The sequence below is a fragment of the Fictibacillus sp. BK138 genome, assembly GCF_004216955.1.
GTDB lineage: Bacteria > Bacillota > Bacilli > Bacillales > Fictibacillaceae > Fictibacillus.
In genome coordinates, this window is the sequence record NZ_SGXL01000001.1 from 759022 (window position 1) to 779239 (window position 20218).

The 20218-nt window shown below is 41.5% G+C and carries 22 protein-coding genes; 19 read left to right on the forward strand and 3 right to left on the reverse strand.

The annotated features are described in order from the left end of the window. Position 1: 1 nt before the first annotated feature. Positions 2-2875: an excinuclease ABC subunit UvrA gene (gene uvrA, locus EV282_RS03635; RefSeq protein ID WP_130293875.1), complete on the forward strand. Its 2874-nt coding sequence runs from the start codon at positions 2-4 to the stop codon at positions 2873-2875. Between the two features lie 301 nt (positions 2876-3176). Here the strand turns inward: uvrA and EV282_RS03640 are convergent, their stop codons facing one another. Together EV282_RS03640 and EV282_RS20105 are read right to left on the reverse strand one after the other, a co-directional pair. Beyond that, positions 3177-3380: a hypothetical protein gene (locus tag EV282_RS03640; RefSeq protein ID WP_130293877.1), complete on the reverse strand. Its 204-nt coding sequence runs from the start codon at positions 3378-3380 to the stop codon at positions 3177-3179. Between the two features lie 106 nt (positions 3381-3486). Then, entirely contained in the window at positions 3487-3636 is a 150-nt protein-coding gene (locus tag EV282_RS20105) for a hypothetical protein (RefSeq protein WP_165389345.1), read from the reverse strand. A gap of 229 nt (positions 3637-3865) precedes the next feature. Here EV282_RS20105 and EV282_RS03645 point away from each other — a divergent pair, with 229 nt between their 5' ends. From EV282_RS03645 to EV282_RS03730, 18 genes are all read left to right on the forward strand, one after another. After that, positions 3866-4168: a DUF4870 domain-containing protein gene (locus tag EV282_RS03645; RefSeq protein WP_077361120.1), complete on the forward strand. Its 303-nt coding sequence runs from the start codon at positions 3866-3868 to the stop codon at positions 4166-4168. Positions 4169-4253: 85 nt separating this feature from the next. Continuing rightward, a complete protein-coding gene (locus EV282_RS03650; RefSeq protein WP_130293878.1) occupies positions 4254-5333 on the forward strand; it encodes a DUF4097 family beta strand repeat-containing protein in 1080 nt (359 codons plus the stop codon). Positions 5334-5348: 15 nt separating this feature from the next. Further along, complete coding sequence (locus tag EV282_RS03655) at positions 5349-5540, forward strand: PspC domain-containing protein (protein ID WP_130293880.1); 192 nt, start codon at positions 5349-5351, stop codon at positions 5538-5540. Further along, entirely contained in the window at positions 5541-5915 is a 375-nt protein-coding gene (locus tag EV282_RS03660) for a phage holin family protein (protein WP_130293881.1), read from the forward strand. It begins immediately after the preceding gene. Positions 5916-6338: 423 nt separating this feature from the next. Beyond that, on the forward strand, positions 6339-8768 hold the full coding sequence (locus EV282_RS03665) for an immune inhibitor A domain-containing protein (protein ID WP_242611826.1): 2430 nt from the start codon (positions 6339-6341) through the stop codon (positions 8766-8768). Between the two features lie 358 nt (positions 8769-9126). Next, positions 9127-9630, forward strand: a complete 504-nt coding sequence (locus EV282_RS03670) for a cytoplasmic protein (RefSeq protein WP_130293882.1) — start codon at positions 9127-9129, stop codon at positions 9628-9630. Between the two features lie 63 nt (positions 9631-9693). Then, entirely contained in the window at positions 9694-10197 is a 504-nt protein-coding gene (locus EV282_RS03675; RefSeq protein ID WP_130293884.1) for a GNAT family N-acetyltransferase, read from the forward strand. Between the two features lie 78 nt (positions 10198-10275). Next, on the forward strand, positions 10276-11211 hold the full coding sequence (hprK, locus tag EV282_RS03680) for an HPr(Ser) kinase/phosphatase (RefSeq protein WP_066292637.1): 936 nt from the start codon (positions 10276-10278) through the stop codon (positions 11209-11211). Positions 11212-11233: 22 nt separating this feature from the next. Further along, positions 11234-12049, forward strand: a complete 816-nt coding sequence (gene lgt / locus EV282_RS03685) for a prolipoprotein diacylglyceryl transferase (RefSeq protein WP_130293885.1) — start codon at positions 11234-11236, stop codon at positions 12047-12049. 16 nt (positions 12050-12065) lie between these two features. Then, positions 12066-13031, forward strand: coding sequence for a nucleoside recognition domain-containing protein (locus tag EV282_RS03690; RefSeq protein ID WP_130293887.1), 966 nt, complete (start codon positions 12066-12068; stop codon positions 13029-13031). Further along, the gene (ppaX, locus tag EV282_RS03695; protein ID WP_130293888.1) at positions 13006-13647 is read left to right on the forward strand and encodes a pyrophosphatase PpaX; all 642 of its coding nucleotides are present in this window, start codon (positions 13006-13008) and stop codon (positions 13645-13647) included. Before EV282_RS03690 ends, ppaX begins: the two co-directional genes overlap by 26 nt. After that, the gene (locus EV282_RS03700) at positions 13648-14163 is read left to right on the forward strand and encodes an acyltransferase (RefSeq protein ID WP_066292629.1); all 516 of its coding nucleotides are present in this window, start codon (positions 13648-13650) and stop codon (positions 14161-14163) included. Between the two features lie 87 nt (positions 14164-14250). Beyond that, on the forward strand, positions 14251-14841 hold the full coding sequence (locus EV282_RS03705; RefSeq protein WP_130293890.1) for a hypothetical protein: 591 nt from the start codon (positions 14251-14253) through the stop codon (positions 14839-14841). Between the two features lie 511 nt (positions 14842-15352). Beyond that, positions 15353-16825 (forward strand): sodium/proline symporter PutP, encoded by a 1473-nt coding sequence (gene putP, locus EV282_RS03710; protein WP_130293891.1) that lies wholly within the window; start codon positions 15353-15355, stop codon positions 16823-16825. 61 nt (positions 16826-16886) lie between these two features. Further along, positions 16887-17333: a GNAT family N-acetyltransferase gene (locus EV282_RS03715; protein WP_130293893.1), complete on the forward strand. Its 447-nt coding sequence runs from the start codon at positions 16887-16889 to the stop codon at positions 17331-17333. A 56-nt stretch (positions 17334-17389) separates the two neighbouring features. Next, the gene (locus EV282_RS03720) at positions 17390-17698 is read left to right on the forward strand and encodes a hypothetical protein (protein WP_130293895.1); all 309 of its coding nucleotides are present in this window, start codon (positions 17390-17392) and stop codon (positions 17696-17698) included. A gap of 69 nt (positions 17699-17767) precedes the next feature. Next, positions 17768-18232: an SRPBCC family protein gene (locus tag EV282_RS03725; RefSeq protein WP_130293896.1), complete on the forward strand. Its 465-nt coding sequence runs from the start codon at positions 17768-17770 to the stop codon at positions 18230-18232. Positions 18233-18250: 18 nt separating this feature from the next. After that, positions 18251-18790 (forward strand): histidine phosphatase family protein, encoded by a 540-nt coding sequence (locus EV282_RS03730; protein ID WP_130293898.1) that lies wholly within the window; start codon positions 18251-18253, stop codon positions 18788-18790. A 182-nt stretch (positions 18791-18972) separates the two neighbouring features. On the opposite strand, the gene EV282_RS03735 is transcribed toward EV282_RS03730, so the two are convergent. Continuing rightward, complete coding sequence (locus tag EV282_RS03735; RefSeq protein ID WP_165389346.1) at positions 18973-19995, reverse strand: TlpA family protein disulfide reductase; 1023 nt, start codon at positions 19993-19995, stop codon at positions 18973-18975. Between the last annotated feature and the right edge of the window lie 223 nt (positions 19996-20218).

A 20218-nucleotide genomic window follows, 5' to 3' on the forward strand; every position in this document is an offset into this window, starting at 1 on the left:
GTTGGCAACCAATCAAAACATAATTGTTAAGGGTGCAAGAGCCCATAATCTAAAGAATATAGATATTACGATCCCGCGTGATAAGCTCGTTGTTCTAACCGGTTTATCTGGTTCGGGAAAATCTTCACTGGCATTCGATACGATCTATGCAGAAGGGCAGCGTCGTTACGTTGAATCTCTATCTGCGTATGCCCGTCAGTTCCTCGGACAGATGGACAAGCCGGATGTTGATTCTATCGAAGGTCTTTCACCGGCTATCTCGATCGACCAGAAGACCACTAGCCGAAACCCGCGTTCAACGGTTGGAACCGTTACGGAAATCTATGATTACCTGCGTCTTTTATTCGCACGAATCGGACGTCCGGTTTGTCCCGTTCATAACGTAGAGATCACATCTCAAACGATTGAACAAATGGTAGACCGAATTTTAGAATACCCGGAACGTACGAAGCTGCAAATTTTATCACCAGTCGTTTCTGGACGAAAAGGCGAGCATGTTAAAGCCTTAGAAGATATTAAAAAGCAAGGATATGTCCGTGTTCGTGTTGATGGAGAAATGCGCGAAGTCTCAGAGGAAATCAAACTCGAAAAAAATAAAAAACACTCTATTGAAATCGTCATCGACCGGATCGTAGTTAAAGAGGGTATCGCGACTCGCTTAGCAGACTCTCTGGAAGCTGCCTTAAATCTTGGAGGCGGCAGTGTAGTGGTTGATGTGATGGGAGAAGAAGAACTTCTATTCTCTCAAAATCATGCATGTCCGCATTGCGGATTTTCTATCGGTGAACTCGAACCCCGCCTGTTTTCATTCAACAGTCCGTTCGGGGCTTGTTCATCTTGTGACGGCTTAGGAGTTAAGCTTGAGGTGGATCCTGAATTGGTCATCCCGGATTGGACCCGTTCTTTGCGCGAAAATGCTATTGCACCATGGGAACCAATCAGCTCACAGTATTATCCTCAGCTCTTAGAGAGCATCTGTAACCATTTTGGTATTGATATGGATGTGCCAGTTGAAAATCTGCCAAAAGATCAGATCGATAAGATATTGAACGGAAGTAAGGAATATCTTACGTTCCGCTATAAAAACGACTTTGGACAAGTCCGTAAAAATGAGATTCAGTTTGAAGGTGTTTTAGGAAATATTCAGCGTCGATACAGAGAGACGAGCTCTGATTATATCCGTGAACAGATGGAAGGATACATGGCACAAAAGCCGTGCCCGACTTGTAAAGGGCATCGTCTGAAGAAAGAAGCACTGTCCGTTTTAATCAACGGAAGACATATCGGAGAAACAACTTCCCTTTCGATTACGGAGGCTAAACAATTTTTCGACAACCTTGACCTTACAGAAAAAGAGCAAGCCATTGCTAAGTTAATTTTACGAGAAATCGTGGATCGTTCTGGTTTCCTTATTAACGTTGGACTCGATTATCTGACACTCAGCCGATCAGCTGGTACGTTGTCAGGCGGGGAAGCACAGCGTATTCGTCTTGCTACACAAGTAGGTTCACGTTTGATGGGCGTTCTTTATATTCTGGATGAGCCTTCGATCGGTCTTCACCAACGCGATAACGACAGACTGATCCGCACATTAGAAGAAATGCGTTCACTTGGAAACACACTAATCGTAGTTGAACATGATGAAGATACGATGCTTGCGGCGGACTATATCATTGATATCGGTCCTGGTGCGGGTGCTCATGGCGGTGTGATCACATCACAAGGGACACCGCAGGAGATTATGGAAGACCCTGAATCACTGACGGGTCAGTATCTTTCTGGTAAAAAGTTTATCCCGCTTCCGAAGAAAAGACGTAAACCGGATGGCCGTTACATTGAAGTGAAGGGCGCGACAGAAAACAACCTGAAAAATGTATCTGCTAAAATCCCTCTAGGATTGTTCACTGGCGTTACAGGTGTTTCTGGCTCTGGGAAAAGTACGCTAGTTAATGAGATTTTGCATAAAGCGCTAGCGCAAAAGCTTCACCGTGCAAAAGATAAGCCAGGTGCCCATAAAACCATTAAGGGTCTCGAGCATATCGATAAAGTTATTGATATCGATCAGTCACCGATCGGTCGTACACCACGTTCGAATCCGGCAACGTACACAGGTGTTTTTGATGATATTCGTGATGTGTTTGCATCAACGAATGAAGCAAAGGTGCGCGGATACAAGAAAGGCCGTTTCTCTTTCAACGTAAAAGGCGGACGCTGTGAAGCTTGCCGCGGAGACGGAATCATTAAAATTGAAATGCACTTTTTACCGGATGTGTATGTTCCGTGTGAAGTGTGTCATGGAAAGAGATATAACCGAGAAACGCTTGAAGTGAAATACAAAGGAAAGAACATCGCAGACATTCTTGATATGACTGTTGAGGATTCAGTAGAGTTCTTTGCGAATATCCCTAAGATAAAACGCAAGCTGCAAACCATTCTTGATGTTGGACTTGGCTATATCAAGCTTGGTCAGTCAGCAACAACATTATCCGGCGGGGAAGCGCAGCGTGTAAAACTGGCTTCTCAGCTGCATAAACGTTCGACAGGGAAAACGATCTACATTCTCGATGAACCTACAACAGGACTTCATGTGGATGATATTTCACGTTTGCTTGTTGTCCTTCAACGTCTCGTTGACAATGGAGATTCTGTTCTGGTCATTGAACATAACCTTGATGTCATCAAACAGTGTGATCACCTAGTCGACTTAGGACCAGAAGGCGGGGACAAAGGTGGCATGATCGTTGGAGCAGGAACTCCTGAAGAACTTGCTGAGATTGAAGAATCCCATACCGGCCGCTATCTTGCACCGATCTTAAAACGAGATAAGAAGCGCATGACAGGTAAAATCAAAGAAAAAGAAAAGTTAGCTAAATAAACTTCGTAGAGATCAAATCATAAACAGATGATTTGGTCTTTTTTTCATGTAAATATTTTAAAAGTGTGTTCCTTTTTGTTCATTTTTTTTATTTCTTCCATGACAAGTTGATTGGAGCCCAAGGTGCGAGACTCCTGCGGGATTAGCGGGACAGGTGAGACTCCTATGGACACTTCGCGTCGAGGAGGCTCACCGCACGTCCCGCGGAAAGCGAGCACGTGTGAGCGGAAATCAACCACTTTCAAAAACTGTCTTAACAACAAAAAACAGCGCCTCGTTAAGCAAGGCACTGTTTCTTTAATTACTTGTATTTCTTCTCACTGGACGAAGAATCTTTCGTCCTCTTCTTATCTTTTTCTTCACGTTTTTCTTGTTTAAGATCCTCCATCGGAATAGGATCTACATTTTTTTCGCTTTCAAATTTATCGAATAGGCTTTCTTTATCTGTGTCGTATTGTTCAGGATTGTCCATTTTTCCTTTTTGTTTTTTCTTCTCTTCAGACATTAGACATCACTCCTGTTCCTGTTTTTACGTATCATTTCCTTTTTTACTCGAAATTCAAACAATTTCTCCTCAAATCGACAATTTTCATATAAAATAGATGAGTGATTTATTTCCATATCTTAGAAAGAAGTTTGTATATTACATAATTAATTGCTGCAGCAATAATCGAGCCGATCACACCGGCAATGATTCGATCAGATACACCTAAATTCCTATCATTCTCAGTCATAACACCGAATACAATGCTAGTGATCATTAGCATGGTTAATACTATAAAAAGTACCTTTAAGGTTTTTATATTTTTCAAATGGAAGACGCTCCCTTTGGGGTTTTTGTCATTATCATACGGAATTTTAGAAGTTATGTCGAATGGGTATAGGGAAAAAGGAAGTTTGTTTCATGAGGTCGAAGTAAAAAAAGGCACATGCCTTTTGCTTGCATTCATGGTCGGTTTTCGTTTTTCATTCAGAGCAGGAGGTCATGTTATGAAAGAAGGCACGAAAAAAGCAGTTTCTGCTATATGTTATTTTAGTTTGTTTTTTGCACCTTTTCTGTTTCCGATCGTCGTCTACTTAGTTGTAGATGATTCGGAAGTAATGGAACATGCGAAAAAATCTTTCTTATCGCACTTATTACCAATTGTCGCAGTACCACTCGGGATTATTATCGTTTTTGAAACACAATATCATTTAGCTGCAATCATTATCAGTGCACTCATTTTTGGTACTTTGACATTAATTGTGACCATCTGGAATATTGTTAAAGGGATAAAGGTAATTCTCTCATAAATCGTACAAGTAATACCGGAAACGTATCAGACATCTTAGAATCAGCCGGCGCCGGTGACGGAATCCAAAAGGGAGGCGTCAATGCATGGAAGAACGGAAAATGATCTTAAACATGTTAAACGAAGGGAAAATTTCAGCGGAAGAGGCTGAAAAGTTGTTATATGCCTTAAACGACAAGAAGAAAACTCAAATCAGCTCACTAAGCCCGATCAGTCTAAAAAAGAAAGCCGTGAACGGAGCTACGGCTGTGAAGCTTCCATCGTCCGGATATAAAGTGGCTAAGTTTTTTGATCGTGTTGTTAAACGGATTAAAACCGTTGATTTTGACCTAAACTTTGGACCATCAGAACCTGTGCAATATGTTTTTCAGGACAGCCATGTGATGTTTCAAGAGATGGACATCGAAGTCTATAACGGATCTGTCACGGTTGTGCCTTGGGATCGCAAAGACGTCCAAGTTGAATGTGACGCGCATGTTTACAAGGTTCCTGAAGGATCTTCTGCAAAAACAAAGTTCAGAAATGAGACGTTCTACGATTGTGATGCTACCAAAATGCGTTTTTACTCTAGAAACAAACATCAAAAAGTAAACGCGGTTATATCGGTTCCAAGAGATTCTTATGAGGTAATCAAGATTACTACTTTTAATGGTCCTGTTAAAATCAGTGATTGCCAGGCAAAAACATTAACGGTAAAAACGACAGTAGGTGCTATTGCTGTTAATCATTGCTCAGGGGAAACAGTTAAAGCAACAGCTGCGAATGGTTCGTTAACATTAAAAGACTGTGAATACAAAGACGTTGAAGCAGACACGATGAACGGCCCAGTCAGGCTTACGGTAGATGCTTCACAGGTCCGTTCTGAAACCATTAACGGATCGATTTACTGCCGTTTTGCTTCAACTGTTGAAGGGTATGCATCTTTTAAAACGGTGACGGGAAAAATAGAAACTGAATTCCCGGAAACACTAGAACTTGATGCGGTGCTGAAAACGATTGTTGGAGGATTTATTTGTGACTTTGATTCAGTAGAAGTTAGAGAAGAGAAAAAGGAAGTCACGCGTAAGTTCCTCTCTTTTATCGCGAATAAAGGAGCAGCATGGCCGCAGTTCAAGCTTGAAGCTGAAGCGAAAACAGGTTCAGTTGCGGTGTTAAAAGCCAAATAGAGGTGATGTTATTTTATGAAAAAGCTAAAACGGTCTACTGATGCGAAGATCGCTGGTGTGTGCGGCGGACTCGCTGAATATATGAATGTCGATCCAACGGTTGTACGGCTCGGAACCGTAGCTCTTGCTATTTTTACAGCGGTCATTCCCGTAGGGCTTTCCTATATTATTGCAATGGCAGTCATGCCTGAAGAAAGCGACTTTTAAATGAAAAGCTGGCTGGCTTCCTTACTTATTAATACAATCGCTTTAATGGTTGTCGCTGGGTATTTCGATGGATTTCATATCGAAAATATCAGTGCTGCACTAATAGCCAGCGTGTTGCTGTCACTGTTTAACGTTTTCTTAAAACCGGTATTAGTGCTTTTGACGCTGCCAGTGACCATCATTTCTTTAGGATTATTTCTTATCGTCATCAATGCTGCACTATTATCACTGACGGCTGAACTGATGGGTGACTCCTTTAATATCGATGGATTTGGAATGGCACTCCTTGCGGCCATAATCATCTCCCTACTCAATATGTTCCTCACTAACTTTATCTTAGAGCCTATGAAGAAGAGAAAAAAGAAAAGAAGATAATGATTCGACACCTCTCAAGGAGAGGTGTTTTTTTGTTTAGTGTTTTTGCAATCTTTGTCGCTCTTGTAAGTGGTTGATTTCCTCTTTAGGATGCTCGCTTTCCGCGGGGCGAACGGTGAGCCTCCTCGGCAAATTTCGCCTGCGGGGTCTCACCTGACCGCTAGTCCCGCAGGAGTCTCGCACCTTCCGCTCCAATCAACTTGCAAGGAAGAGAGGTATCAAAAAGTAACAATTCTGTAGAAAACAGCCTATTATTTTGGGGAAAAAGTGCTGTTTTGTCTTAAAACTAAGTATTTAGAACTATTATAAAATAATATTTTTGTCGTTTCTTAGTGCCAAAGTCCAATTTCAAAATTTGGATGATATGGTACATTTTAAAAGCAACAAAATTCTGAACATTCATATAAATCAGGAGGGGACATAATGGGGATAGGGAAGAATAAATGGGGTAAAACGTTGCTTGCAACGAGTTTGTCGTTAGGACTAGCTTCATCATCATTGTTCGCAGGCTCAACAAATGTTAATGCACAATCAGCTATGGATGAGGTGTTGAAAGGAATTAAAAACCATAACCATTCGCATTCTAGTTTGGACTTAGCGATTGTGAATAAAGAAAGATTAATAGATTTATTGGTTAAGCAAGGTGTTGTTTCTAAAAACGCATCTGCAAAACAAAAGGAAGCAGCTCTTGATAAGTATCTTGACTTAAAAGGAGAAGAAACAGGGGCAAAAGGAAATGATCCGCTTGCTGCGAAAGTAAAAGCTTCCGATGCTAAAAAGGAGAAGAAATTCAAAGGACTCAAAGGTAAGAAAGATGAAGGAGTAAAAACAAAAAATCCTGATCCTGTAAAAGAAAAACCTTACAAAGGTGAAGTTCGAAAAGACAAAGTACTTGTATTATCAGTAGAGTATTCTGACTTTGAGCATAATAACATTGATCCAAGTGAAACAGACAACTATTATTCTGACTATCCACTTTCACACTATGAAGATATGATTTTTGGTGATAATGGTGTTAAAGGTCCAAACGGTGAAAATTTTGTTTCTATGAAACAGTTCTATGAACAGCAATCAGGTGGCACATATTCTGTACAAGGTAAAGCATATGGCTGGCTGAAAGTTCCTGGAACAGCTGCTTATTACGGAGCAGACAAAGCTTCAGGCGGACATGATAATGTAGTAGATGAAAATAATAAAGGTGGATCAAAACAGCTGGTTGTTGATGCCTACAATGCTGCATTAGCCGCAGGTGTCCCAGTTGAAGATTATGATGTTGAAGATCCGCATGATTTAGATGGTGATGGAAATGTTCTTGAGGCGGATGGTCTAGTCGATCATCTCATGATTATTCATGCTGGTGTTGGACAAGAAGCAGGTGGGGGGTCTCTAGGTAATAATGCAATATGGTCACACCGTTCAGCGAAATTTGTAGATAATGATGGCCGCATTAATGAAGATGGTTCTCCAAAAGGTAAACCTGGTTTCTATGATTATACGATGATGCCTGAAGATGGAGCGACAGGAGTTTTCGCTCATGAATATGGACATGATCTAGGATATCCTGATGAATATGACACAATCTATTCAGGAACAGGTGAGGCCGTAGGTTACTGGTCTATTATGGCGAGTGGCTCATGGGCTGGTAAAATTGGAGGAACAGAACCAACTGGATTCTCTCCATTAGCTAAAACCTTTTTTCAGTCTACTTTAGGTGGAAACTGGACAACGCCAACTGAAATTGATTTAGAGGATGTTAAGTCTAAAGGAAAGCAATTCTTACTTGATCAAGCTAATTCACCAAATGGGAAGAACAATCAAGCTATTAAAGTAAATCTTCCTCAGAAAAAGACACCAATTACTGCACCGCTAACAGGCTCTTACCAATATTGGGGCGGACAGCAGGATGAGATCGATACAAATATGGTGACAAATGTTAACTTAACTGGTAAGTCTTCTGCTACTTTAACATTTGATGCATGGTATGACATTGAAGAGCAATGGGATTTTGCTTTTGTACAAGTATCTGAAGACAACGGTGCAACATGGAAATCTCTAGGGAATGAAAATACACGCTCTGATGTAACTTCTCAAGGCTATCCAACAATTCTAGATTCAATGCCTGGATTTACGGGAATGTCTGATGGATGGGAACAGCAAACATTTGATCTTTCAGATTATGCAGGAAAAGAAATTCAGCTTCGCCTTCGTTATGCAACAGATTGGGGGACAAGCCAGCTTGGTTTCTTTGCAGACAATATCAATGTAGTAGCAGATGGTCAAACAATTGTGGAAGATGGCGCAGAAGCTGCTTCACCATTTACTTTTAATGGATTTGAAAAGAACGATGGCAACAAATACAGTGATCATTATTATTTACTTGAGTGGAGAAATCATGCGGGAGTAGATATGGGTCTGAAAAATATTAGACGTGGTGCCTCTCTTATGAGTTATGATGGTGGTTTAGTAGTTTGGTATGTTGATCCTTCATTTACTGATAACTGGACTGGCGTCCACCCAGGAGATGGTTTTGTAGGTGTTGTTGATGCTCACGTTAATACTGACCTGCAATGGAACTTCGCTGATGGAACAAAAGCGCAAGCAAGCACACGTTACCATATTGCTGATGCTGCGTTTGGTTTGAATAAAACTTCTGGATTAAATTTAGACTATCCTGGTTTACAAACATTAAAGCTTGCAAGCCAGCCAGCAGTTCCGTTATTTGATGATAGCAATTCGTTTGCAAATCCGTACATGGATGATGCTGGCCGTAACATTACGGAATACGGTTTGAAAATTAAAGTTATCGGACAAGCAAAAGACAAATCCGTTGGATCTGTAGTAATCTACAAGTAATTTCGAATACCTCTCGCCAAAAAGCGGGAGGTATTTTTTGTACCCAGTTTAGTTAAATTGTGGTAAAATAAAACCAATCTGTTTGAAAGAAAGGAACTTTAGTGACCTGTATGCCAACATTTAATCTGTAATGGAAAACAATTGGATCGCTTCTCAGCCGTTAAAAAACAACGTGTTTTTGACCACGGGAGAAGTCTGTCTATATCCCATTACAGAGGAAATACAGCGAACTGCAGTCCGTTGCGTTCTTTAACGATGCGTTCCAGGCCCTCCTTGTTAAAGGGGGGCTTTTTTTCGTTCTGCAAGATTTTCAAATAGAAGTTGTATTCCCTCGCTACTATTACGAGGTGAAATCAATATGCAAACTCAACAATACTCTTTAATGCTTCTTAAAAAACAAGAAGCCGATACGGTAAAAAAGCAATGCAAGATGTGCGGAAAGGTCACGATTTTTACAGATACGACAATCCGAAGACATAATGCGAACGGTAAAAACATCTATCAGTTTGCGATTTATAAGTGTCCGAAGAATCATTCGTGGAACAAAAAGCTCGATATTTATAAATCGTTTACCAATCACGTCGATCCTGCGACACTTGTTCCTTCTGAGTTTAAGCCGATAGAGGAAGGAGAAAAAATAGCTCTTTCTGAATCAGGCAGCGATTCCTTTGAAATCAATATTACAGGTGCTGAAGGGAATTTCCGGTTAGACCGCACGCTTGCTGATCATATCGAAGAATGGAGCCGTACAGAAATAGCACAAAAGATTAAAAGCGGTACGATCCTTTTAAACGATTGTTTAACGAAACCGAGTCAAAAGTTAGCTGTTCATGATAGAATTTCAATAACTATAAATGAATAAACAACAATCCAAGGCCGTTTGTACTTTTCAAACGGTCCTTGTTTTTAAAAGGGGCAATTCAATATGGAAACAGAACGTCTTCAATTCAGGTGCTACACAAATGATGATTTTCCGTTTTTCGCCTCACTATGGGCGGATTCGGATGTTGTTCAATTCATCGGAAAAGGTATGACAAGATCCACAGAGGAAGCTCATAAGAGTTTTCAAGAATGGCTTCTGCCAGGCTACCGGGAAGGAAGAGGCCTGTATCTTATTCTCCATAAAGAAACCATGCAGCCAATCGGGCATGCAGGAGTGGTTCAGCAAGCTGTGGACGGCAAGAAAGAATTTGAAATCGGTTATTGGCTCGCCAAAGAATATTGGGGAAACGGATATGCGACGGAAGCGGCATCCTTTTTTAAAGAATACGCATCAAAGCAGCTAGGATTAAAGAGACTCATCTGCCTCATTCAGCAGCAAAATGAACGGTCCATCAGTGTTGCCAGTAAACTTGGCATGGTACATGAGAAAAACACGACATTTAACACGATTCCTGTAAATGTTTATACGTGGACGTCTGACCAATAAATTTCAAACGTAACCTTTTGGTTAATACGGTTGTGAAGTGATACAATAGAATCATTGGAAAATGTCAAGGAGGACCCTATGGCGAAGGTACATATTCATGAATTAATCAATAAGTTTCAACTGGAGCTCGTCAGTGGTGAGGAAGGCATACACCGCACGATCCGTACGAGCGATATTTCACGTCCTGGTCTTGAGATGGCTGGGTATTTTACTTTTTATCCAGGAGAGCGTCTTCAGTTATTAGGAAAAACGGAGCTGTCGTTCATTTCTGAGCTGGATCCTGAAACACGCATGGAAAGATTGAGCCTGCTGTGTACAGATGAAACGCCTGGAATCATCGTTTCACGAGATATCGAGGTGCCAAAAGAGCTGTTGAAGGCTTCACACAAAACTGGTGTGCCGATCATGCGCTCACCTGTAACGACGACACGTCTTTCAAGCCGCATCACGAACTTTCTTGAGAGCCGCCTCGCACCGACGACTGCGAAGCATGGTGTGCTTGTGGATATATATGGTATTGGTGTGCTGATTACTGGTAACTCCGGAGTTGGTAAGAGTGAAACAGCCCTTGAGCTTGTAAAGCGCGGTCACAGACTCGTAGCCGATGATTCTGTTGAAATCCGTCAGGAAGATGAAGATACGCTGATTGGAAGCGCACCTGAACTGATTCAGCATCTTTTAGAAATCAGAGGTCTTGGCATCATCAATGTAATGACGCTGTTTGGTGCTGGAGCGATCCGCAACTATAAAAAAATCTCAATTGTTATGAATCTCGAAGCTTGGGATTCTAAAAAGGTGTATGACCGACTAGGATTGGAAGAGGAGACAACGAAAATCATCGATACAGAGATACCAATCTTGACGATTCCTGTTCGCCCTGGGCGGAACTTAGCGGTAATCATTGAGGTAGCAGCCATGAACTTCCGATTGAAGCGAATGGGCATGAACGCTGCACAGCAATTTTCCGAGAGGCTGACGGATGTAATCGAAGCTGGAGACGATGACGATCTATAAGAACTAAAAGGAAGTGGAGAATGTGGAACAAACGATTCAGCCGTTGGACCGTGTAGCGCTGGAGTTAGGTCCTATTACGATCTATTGGTACGGTCTTATTATTGGTTTAGGTGCGATGCTCGGGCTATGGCTCGCCGTAAGAGAATCAGAACGCCGGGGGCTTGCGAAAGACACATTTGTAGATGTGGTCATGATTGCTGTTCCTGTTGCGATTCTATGTGCAAGACTTTATTATGTTGCGTTTGAATGGGACTTTTACAAAGATAACCCTGGTAAGATCCTGGCCGTATGGGAAGGCGGCATCGCCATTCATGGAGCATTGATCGGTTCTTTTTTAACGGGGCTTATTTTCTGTAAAAGAAGAGGTATTTCTTTTTGGAAACTCGTAGATATCGCAGCACCTAGTATTCTGCTCGGTCAGGCGATCGGCCGCTGGGGCAATTTCATGAACCAGGAAGCTCATGGCGGACCTGTTACAAGGGATTTTCTCGAATCACTGATGCTGCCTGATTTTATCATCAATCAGATGTACATTGACGGAACCTATTACCACCCGACTTTTTTATATGAATCTCTTTGGAGCTTCGCGGGTGTCATCATCCTTCTTTATTTACGAAGAGTGAACCTTCATAGAGGGGAACTGTTCTTAACGTATATCATCTGGTACTCGATCGGACGCTTTTTTGTGGAAGGATTGCGTACAGACAGCTTGATCGTTTGGGAAACTTCTCTTCGAATCGCTCAAGTCATGAGCTTGATCTGGATCGCTGCTGCGGTCATCATCTGGATCTATAGAAGAAAAGCAGGTTTGGCTGAAAAAAGATATTTAGAGAGCTAAGGGAGGCGAATGAAAAGTGGACACATTAAAAAAAGGCACACTTGCAGGCTTGAAAACCACTTGGACGCTTGGGAAAATCATATTTCCTGTAACACTGATCATTACGCTATTAAGCCATACACCTGTGCTCGATTGGATCATATCAGCAATCGCACCAGCGATGAAATGGATCGGACTGCCAGGTGAAGCGGCTATCCCGCTCGTACTCGGGAATTTTCTTAACCTCTACGCTGGAATTGGGGGAATTTTAACTCTTGATACACTTACGGTTCAGGATGTTTTTATCTTGGCTGTCATGCTCTCATTCTCTCATAACCTTTTTATTGAATCAGGTGTTGCAGCGAGTGTTGGCATTAAGTTATGGGTAATCTTACTTGTTCGTGTCGGTCTGGCTCTTTTTTCCGCATTTATGATCAATCTTTTTTGGGATGGCGGAACGGAAAAGGCTCAGTATGGTTTTATCTCAAAGCCAGAAGCTGCACCGAACGGATGGGGAGAGATCACCTTAACCGCGCTTGAAAAAGCGTCACTGGGCATTCTTCAATTAGCACTTATCGTTATTCCGCTTATGATTGTCATGCAATATCTGAAAGACAAAGGCTGGCTGAACCGCTTCTCGAACTGGATGGCTCCAGCTATGAAACTTTTAGGCATGAAAGAAAATACGTCGATGACGATGGCTGCAGGACTTACGATTGGTCTGGCTTATGGCGCAGGGATTATGATGCAGGCAGCGAAGGAAGATGGAGTTTCAAAAAAGGACCTCTATCTAGCATTTATTTTTCTCGTAAGCTGTCATGCTGTTGTTGAAGATACATTGATTTTTGTTCCACTCGGAATTCCGGTCATGCCGCTCTTAATAATCAGGCTTGTGACCGCCATCCTGCTCACTATTGTTGTGGCTTATGTGTGGAACCAGATGGAACGAAAAAATTCAGCAAGAAAGGACTCACACCATGAAACGAGACACCATACTATTTGATCTGGACGGAACGCTGATCAACACGAATGAATTGATCATCGCTTCTTTTCTATACACACTTGATAAATATTTTCCTGAACAATACAACCGTGAACACATCCTGCCTTTAATGGGAACTCCGCTTGTCGAAACGATGGAACTGTTTGATAAAGAACGTGTTCAGGATCTTGTTCAAACCTACAGAGAACATAACATCGCCCATCATGATGAGCTTGTGACAGAGTTTAAAGGAGTTTTCGAAACGGTAGAAGAATTGTATAAAAAAGGCTACAAATTGGGCATTGTAACAACTAAAATGAGAAACACCGTTAAGATGGGCTTAAAGCTAACAGGGCTCGATCAGTTCTTCCAGACAGTTGTGACCCTTGATGATGTTGAAAAAGCAAAGCCTGATCCAGAGCCGGTTCAAAAAGCGTTAGCATTGCTTCAGTCCACTCCAGATCGTGCAATCATGGTAGGTGACAGCAAGTATGACATCCTTGCTGGCCAGAATGCAGGAACACAGACTGCAGGTGTAGCTTGGACGATTCGCGGCAATGATTATCTGCAGCAGTTTAATCCGGATTACATGCTGAATGAAATGACGGATTTGCTGGATGTTTTAGGGGAGAGATAAGTGCGTGATACGGAGCGTTATCCTGTAAAAGGCAGGAACTCGTTATATCAGGTATATGACACGGTCCCATTTTGGAAGGTCGTGAAAAATTTTGTTGCCATTCAAGCTGCTCGATACACACCCTTTTTGCCGATGAAAAATTGGCTTTACCGCACTTTTTTAAGAATGAAAGTCGGTGAGGGCACAGCTTTTGCCTTAATGGTAATGCCGGACATCATGTACCCTGAGCGGATCACGGTCGGGAAAAACTGTGTGATCGGCTACAATACAACGATTCTTGCTCATGAGTATTTAATAAAAGAATATCGACTCGGCGATGTGATCATCGGGGACGAAGTGATGATCGGAGCGAACTCCACAATCCTTCCGGGTGTCACGATCGGTGACGGAGCGATTGTATCAGCCGGTACGCTCGTTCACAAAAGCGTCCCTGAAGGATCTTTTGTCGGAGGCAACCCGATGCAAGTGATTTATACAAAAGAAGAGCGATCCAAGAGGGAAGCGGAAAACATCTAAATTTGTCGGATGTTCCCCTCTTGGGTTTTCTAAAATTTCGTCGTATACTTAAATTAGGCAAAAAAGCGAAAGCTGGAGGCGCATACCATGAGAAGGAAATCATTCTCGATCGTTTATATGAAGAATTCATTTAAGATTGGACACCTTGTAGAAGACAACTGCCAGTCTCAGCATGCACCGAAAGCAGCACATCCAGCAAACAAGGCCGAACAATTAGCAGCCCGTGATACATATCGTTTCCGCACGGCTGTTTCAAAAATGAAAGGCAGCGGCCTCGTTAAGCATTATGAACTTCAAAGCACACGTGCAAAGCTGGTCTTTTACGGCGATTATTCTACCTGCAAGCGTTACGTACCCCATACTTCGCTTACTCGCGAACATTTTCAACACTACTTTGGTTCAGAAGATTTAATCTGTGAATTTCTCCTTGATACTTCTATTTATTTATTTAAAGAACTCCATTTTTTAAACGAGATCCAACTCGATATTCCGAGTCACGGCAAACTATACACAGTTGAGCTGACCCGACAAGAGATGGATCACTACATGAACTGTGAACTCACTGAGATGAAGGATGGCCATCATCATCGTTTCTTCTACATCTATCGCGATGAGGAACTGGATCAGTTCACGAATCAATTTGTAAAAGTAAAACGATTAAGACGTAAAAAGCTATAATAAATATTCTTGCGAAAACTGGCGCCCAAACGCCTTATGACTGGGTGCCGGTTTTTTTGTTGTTCTGTAAGGGGGCGGGGTAGCAATGAAAAGCAAGTGGGCGGATGGTGAAATTTGTTGAGGATTGTAGACTCGTGGATAAGCAGCCAAAACTTTTGGATTCAGCATCAATACTTTTGGATTCAGCATCAAAATTTTTGGATTCACTGCCGAATCTCGTGGATTGATTAACTCTTTGGACGGATTATAGTTAACTAGCCTTCTGTTTGCCCTCTCGCACACACTCTCTAACCCATGATTTGACCGCCAAGCCTCCTTATTGCGTTCGATTTTGTAGCGAATCCTCCTGAAATTGATGTTTTTCCCCTATAAAGCACCTATGTAATGCATTTCCAAAAAAATTATATTCCTTTTGTCGAAAAATGTATTTATAATAAAAATGTTCCTTTTTCTAATTTTTAAAAAATTGAAAGCGTTTTAACAACATGTAAGAGCAGGAGGAAAACTGAATATGGATTATGGTGTTATTTTTTCTATTAGTGTTTATATGATCGGGATGCTGCTGATCGGTTTGTATGCTTATCGCAAGACAGATAACCTTACCGATTACATGCTGGGCGGAAGAAATCTCGGACCGGCTGTAACAGCGCTTAGTGCTGGGGCATCTGACATGAGCGGATGGCTGTTGATGGGTCTGCCGGGTGCGATGTATATCTCTGGATTGAGCAGCGGCTGGATTGTTGTTGGTTTGAGTGTGGGGGCATATTTAAACTGGCTGTATGTTGCTCCTCGACTAAGAACGTATACGGAGGTTGCGAATAACTCCATTACGATTCCTGACTATTTTGAGAACCGGTTCAAAGATACTTCCCGCATCTTAAGAATCACTTCAGCTTTAGTTATCGTTATCTTTTTTACATTCTACTCTTCTTCCGGAATGGTAGCAGGGGGCCAGCTTTTTGAAACGGCATTCAAGCTGGATTATATGTGGGGAATCTTGATTACAGCAGGTGTCGTGATCCTTTATACGCTATTCGGCGGATTTTTAGCTGTAAGTTACACGGACTTTGTTCAAGGTGCGATCATGTTTGCTGCACTTATACTTGTTCCACTAGTAGCCATTATGAAAGTTGGCGGCTGGGATACAACGTTTAACGAGATTGAAAGTGTAAGCCCTGCTCTATTGGACGCATTTACAGGGACAAGCTTAATCGGTATCATCTCTTTACTTGCTTGGGGACTTGGTTACTTCGGCCAGCCTCATATCATCGTTCGTTTTATGGCGATCACTTCTGTAAAAGAAATGAAGAGCGCGAGACGAATCGGAATGGGCTGGATGATCTTCTCGATCGTTGGCGCAATGTTCACGGGACTCGTTGGTATCGCTTATTTCAACCAGGCAGGCGCGCCATTAGATGAGTCAAATGCTGAAACCGTGTTTATTTTATTATCGGATGTATTGTTCCATCCGATCATCACGGGCTTCTTGCTGGCTGCGATCCTTGCAGCCGTTATGAGTACGATCTCGTCTCAGCTGCTTGTTACATCAAGTGCTCTGACAGAAGACTTTTACAAAGCGTTTGTAAAACGTTCTGCATCTGATAAAGAACTTGTTTTTGTAGGACGTTTGGCCGTTCTAATCGTTTCAGTGATCGCTTTTGTCTTGGCACTTAACCCGAGTGAAACCATCTTAAATCTAGTAGGTTATGCATGGGCAGGATTTGGAGCTGCTTTCGGTCCGGTCGTATTGTTAAGTCTATATTGGAAACGCATGACGAAGTGGGCTGCTTTTGCAGGTATCGTAGTTGGTGCAGTCACGGTTATCGTCTGGGAGCTGATCCCGGCATTTGCAGATGTGTATGAGATCATTCCAGGATTCATTGCTTGTACCATTACAATCGTAGTCGTCAGTCTAATGACGAAGGAACCTGGTGAAGTGATTCAGCGTGAGTTTGAAGAATCAAAAAGATTAGTGAATGAATAAATAATAGGAATCTCTCTTTTAAAAGAGAGATTCTTTGTTTTATTAGATAGGGGTTGTTGTCATGGAGGTTAAGTACCTGCTTTTTGATTCAATGCCAGAAAAGGGTATTTTAGAGGGGATTATAGATTTACATAAACGTATTTTTGGAGAATCAGATGATTTAGTGAAAAAGATGGATGGTAAGCCTCGACTGTTGGTAAACGTTGCATGGAACAACAGCCAACTCATCGGTTATAAAATTGGCTATGAACTCGATAAAAAAAAGTTTTATAGCTGGCTAGGGGGAGTCGACACTCGTTTTAGAGGTCATGGTGTCGCTTCAAAACTAATGGAACAGCAACATCAGTATTTAAAGGAAAACGGATATCACATTGTTCAAACGAAAACCATGAATAAGTGGCGAAGCATGCTGATCTTAAATATCAAATCCGGGTTTGATATTATTGAAACGTACACGAACAAAAAAGGATTACATAAAATTATCTTAGAAAAAAATTTGCTGAGCTAAACCGGAAGTAACATTCAGCAACGCCCGCATATGATGAGATAAGCGGGGTGGATGACATGGGTATAATAGATAAAGTGAAGCAGTGGTTTATAGGGCCGCTTTATACGCAGGAGTCATTAATACCAATCGAAGATCGAGAGCAGTTCACGCAAAGATTGAAGCTTGGCTGTCCAGTTATTTTTAGGATGAGAGACGGATACGGGCTGATTTTGTTTGAGGAAAAAGATCAGCTGGGCATCGTTTACGTAAAAGACGTTTTCGGTGTCAATGACGATTATCGCAGCTATTTTACACTGCCAGACCTCATCACCTTCTTCAAAGATCAGATGAGTGAAGGAATTTCATTTTATACGTGGAATAACTAAATTATAAAATGTGCAGCACCTCACTTTGTGGGGTGTTGTTTTTGAATCATTTGAAAGTGAGAGATTGCAATGCCAGTTATCACACACCACGAATACATAAAAGCACCTATTGAAGTTTGTTTTGATCTTGCTAGAAACATAGACGTACATACAGAAACCACTTCTCATACAAAGGAAAGAGCAGTCGGCGGAGTTACGACTGGACTCATTGATGAGGGTGAATCAGTGACTTGGGAAGCCATACATTTTGGGGTGAAACAACGACTTACCGCCAAAATCATCGATATGGACAGACCCCATCGGTTCGTTGATGTGATGGTAAAAGGAGCTTTTCATTCTTTCACGCATACGCATACATTTGAGCGGAAAGATGATGGGACTGTTATGACGGACCATTTTGTATATAAATCACCATTCGGCGTGATTGGGAAAATAGCAGACCGGCTATTCCTAGAAAAATATATGACAGATTTTCTTGTGAGACGAGCAAAAGCCTTAAAAGAGATAGCGGAAAATTATCAAAAAAATAGATAGAGGGCAGTAGGTGGAATAATGAAAATCGGATTGGTCAGGCATTTTAAAGTAACTAGGGGATATCCAACTGAAAAATGGATCACTCCTTCAGAATTTGATCAATGGATGAAAGAATATGAAGAATCTGATGTGGAAGAATCCGAGGTGGACTTAGGCGGGATTGAGTGGCAAAAATGCTACGTTAGTACCGTTCGGCGAGCTTCAATTACTGCTGAAAAAATCTATAAAGGCGAACTGATTAAGACTGATGAGCTACGCGAAATCGCAGTATATCCTTTCTTTAAGCGGGACATTAAAATCCCGATGATTCTATATCCGCTTTGCATTCGCGCCGCTTGGTTCTTTAACCACAAATCACAGCTGGAACGCAGAACGGATGTGGAGGAGCGTATCTCTAAAATTGTCGATCGTATTTTAGAAGAGAGTGAAGAGAATGCTTTGGTCGTAAGCCACGGAGCCCTTATGATGTTTATGCGAAAAGAACTGATCCGCCGCGGCTTTAAAGGACCGAAGCTTGGACAGCCGGAGAATGCGAAGCTCTATTTGTTTGAGAAGTGATAGCGCGGTATGTCGACTCGTGGTTTTATTGTTTTTAACGTGGGATTCTTTAGTTAAGAGAGCATTTTTACTGCAAAAAGCTGGTTCCAGCACCTGAAAAAGGCGGCGAAAACCAGCTTTTCTTCTGTTCTATTGAAAAATGTACACGTTTGTTTAACAAACGCTCCGCATTTAATCCTTATTTATTGCGCTGCCTTCACAAACTCCTCCATCATCTCGTAGCTCATCGGACCGATATGTTTTTCACGAATGATTCCTTTTTTATCTACAATAAAAGTGGTCGGGATGGAAACGGTTTTGTACAGATTACCGACTTTGCCTTCAGAATCCAGCAGGATAGGGAAGTTAATCTTATAATCATCGGCAAACTGTTTCACTTCTTTTTCCGAATCACTATCAGTCAAGTTTACGGCGAGAATTTCAATTTTTTCAGCTGAGTGCTCATTATAATAACGCACCATCTCAGGCATTTCTGCACGGCATGGCGGACACCAAGTTGCCCAGAGGTTAACAAAGACGACATTTCCTTTTAAATCAGATAGCCGCATCGTTTCTCCATCGATCGTTTTAAGGTCAAAATCGGGTGCTTTGTTTCCTGGCTTAATACCAGTAGCAACCGTTTCAACAGCCACAGTTTCTTCCTTTTTACCACCAAGCGGAGTATTGTTAATGACGGAAAAGAAAAGGGCAGTGACAAGCATAGAAAGAACGGTTTTTTTGAGCTGAAACGATCCATATGTGTAAAGATAAAAAGATAGAATCGTAAAAAATAGAGAAATCAGACCGTCTGCTGCTGCTTTTTCAGATACAAAATGAGCGCCGTAATAAACCGCAAAAAAGATTGTTAGACCTAAAATCCCGCTATAAAAAATACGATCTCGATCAAGCTCTCTTTTTCCTGCTGCTCTCAATAAATAGAGTACGGCTGCGATAATGCCAAGAACGATACCTGTTTCACCGCCGTTAAAATACAAAAGATTAAACGGATGTTTAATAGTTAGTACCGGATGGAAGAGCACATAACTGATTTTCCATAAAAACCAGTAGATTACGATGGCATTCGTTAAAACATCGAGAATCTGCTTTTTATCAGGTTCTTTTCTTAATTTAAATGACAGTATTCCATAAGCGATCAAAGCAGAGCCAAGAATCGCAAGCCAAACCATTTTTACAGGAAAAGACCCAATTGAAATGTAATTCTCCATCATCACACCGTCCCTAAACTTGTCCTTATTCTAAACTTTATCTAAGGTTCATTATATTTATTCCTAATAATCGCCTGAAATTTACTTATTTTAAGACCAGTTGTACTGAAATTAGAATATCATGTTCGTTTAAAGGAAGCTGTACTCTTCATATGTACAAATTATTAAATTTGTTTAGCTTATATGAACAGTGTTAGTTTATAAAAATTAATCGCACATTATC

What these genes read in the sequence shown, in the direction of transcription:
- EV282_RS03735 (WP_165389346.1), bottom strand. Translation starts at nt 19,995, where the DNA reads ATGGAGAATTACATTTCAATTGGGTCTTTTCCTGTAAAAATGGTTTGG.
- EV282_RS03725 (WP_130293896.1), top strand. Translation starts at nt 17,768, where the DNA reads ATGCCAGTTATCACACACCACGAATACATAAAAGCACCTATTGAAGTT.
- EV282_RS03655 (WP_130293880.1), top strand. Translation starts at nt 5,349, where the DNA reads ATGAAAAAGCTAAAACGGTCTACTGATGCGAAGATCGCTGGTGTGTGC.
- EV282_RS03670 (WP_130293882.1), top strand. Translation starts at nt 9,127, where the DNA reads ATGCAAACTCAACAATACTCTTTAATGCTTCTTAAAAAACAAGAAGCC.
- EV282_RS03640 (WP_130293877.1), bottom strand. Translation starts at nt 3,380, where the DNA reads ATGTCTGAAGAGAAGAAAAAACAAAAAGGAAAAATGGACAATCCTGAA.
- EV282_RS03650 (WP_130293878.1), top strand. Translation starts at nt 4,254, where the DNA reads ATGGAAGAACGGAAAATGATCTTAAACATGTTAAACGAAGGGAAAATT.
- EV282_RS03660 (WP_130293881.1), top strand. Translation starts at nt 5,541, where the DNA reads ATGAAAAGCTGGCTGGCTTCCTTACTTATTAATACAATCGCTTTAATG.
- EV282_RS20105 (WP_165389345.1), bottom strand. Translation starts at nt 3,636, where the DNA reads ATGATCACTAGCATTGTATTCGGTGTTATGACTGAGAATGATAGGAAT.
- EV282_RS03715 (WP_130293893.1), top strand. Translation starts at nt 16,887, where the DNA reads ATGGAGGTTAAGTACCTGCTTTTTGATTCAATGCCAGAAAAGGGTATT.
- EV282_RS03645 (WP_077361120.1), top strand. Translation starts at nt 3,866, where the DNA reads ATGAAAGAAGGCACGAAAAAAGCAGTTTCTGCTATATGTTATTTTAGT.
- EV282_RS03665 (WP_242611826.1), top strand. Translation starts at nt 6,339, where the DNA reads ATGGGGATAGGGAAGAATAAATGGGGTAAAACGTTGCTTGCAACGAGT.
- hprK (WP_066292637.1), top strand. Translation starts at nt 10,276, where the DNA reads ATGGCGAAGGTACATATTCATGAATTAATCAATAAGTTTCAACTGGAG.
- ppaX (WP_130293888.1), top strand. Translation starts at nt 13,006, where the DNA reads ATGAAACGAGACACCATACTATTTGATCTGGACGGAACGCTGATCAAC.
- EV282_RS03730 (WP_130293898.1), top strand. Translation starts at nt 18,251, where the DNA reads ATGAAAATCGGATTGGTCAGGCATTTTAAAGTAACTAGGGGATATCCA.
- EV282_RS03720 (WP_130293895.1), top strand. Translation starts at nt 17,390, where the DNA reads ATGGGTATAATAGATAAAGTGAAGCAGTGGTTTATAGGGCCGCTTTAT.
- EV282_RS03705 (WP_130293890.1), top strand. Translation starts at nt 14,251, where the DNA reads ATGAGAAGGAAATCATTCTCGATCGTTTATATGAAGAATTCATTTAAG.
- putP (WP_130293891.1), top strand. Translation starts at nt 15,353, where the DNA reads ATGGATTATGGTGTTATTTTTTCTATTAGTGTTTATATGATCGGGATG.
- EV282_RS03675 (WP_130293884.1), top strand. Translation starts at nt 9,694, where the DNA reads ATGGAAACAGAACGTCTTCAATTCAGGTGCTACACAAATGATGATTTT.